This is a genomic window from Vibrio sp. D173a, from assembly GCF_030248475.1.
Genome location: NZ_JAHGAH010001602.1, coordinates 1 through 675 on the forward strand (window position 1 = coordinate 1; position 675 = coordinate 675).

Annotated in this window: 1 protein-coding gene and 1 pseudogene; both read right to left on the reverse strand. The window is 41.6% G+C overall.

Annotated elements, in window-relative coordinates:
* Positions 1–291 (reverse strand): TadE family protein (locus KIV40_RS35050; RefSeq protein ID WP_285354084.1); only part of this gene is annotated, 291 nt, incomplete at its 3' end.
* Between the two features lie 30 nt (positions 292–321).
* Positions 322–675 (reverse strand): annotated as a pseudogene (locus tag KIV40_RS35055) (secretion protein); the annotation flags it as partial.

Sequence of the window (675 nt, forward strand, 5' to 3'; positions counted from 1 at the left end):
TGAGGAGCTAACCTTGCTAGAGTCGACAAAATTCGACCAAACAGTGTCACTATTATCCAAAACCTGCTTGAACGATGTTAGGTAAGTACTATTGTCTTTTTTGGCTTCTCGCGAAGCATTGGCAATAGCTAAATCTGTAGCTGCTGATACATAAGACAAAAAGCAGACTTCTACCCAGGCAGCTATAAACAACCAAAAAGCAAAGAAACCCAAAGCAAACTCGATAGACACGACTCCGCTTTGTCTCCGCCGTTTCTTAAATATCAACTTACTCACTATATAGTTAGCCATACTCACCTCCTAGTAAGTAGAGCTGCTCTATCAGAATTGTGTTCTGTACATCCCACCTAACAGGGCTTTAACCTGAACGAAATCACCCACCTTTGCGTATGCTAACACTAGGTTAGATACGACTTGCTTATCTGCTTGTCCATTTTTATAAACTGGCTCTAAGCGTGTTATCGCTCGTTGATAGTCCGCTTCTAAAATATCCATAACAGCTAAGTTATTGCTGATCACGACATCTTCATAAAGAAGCTCTCGAGCTTTTAAAAAGTGCTCTCTGGCACTCTCAAATTTACCCAGCCTGACATAAACTAAACCCAACAGGTTTTCCGCTTCGGCAAATTCCACTCTTTTCTCCAGAGAGCGTTTTGCATACACCAGTGCTTGTTG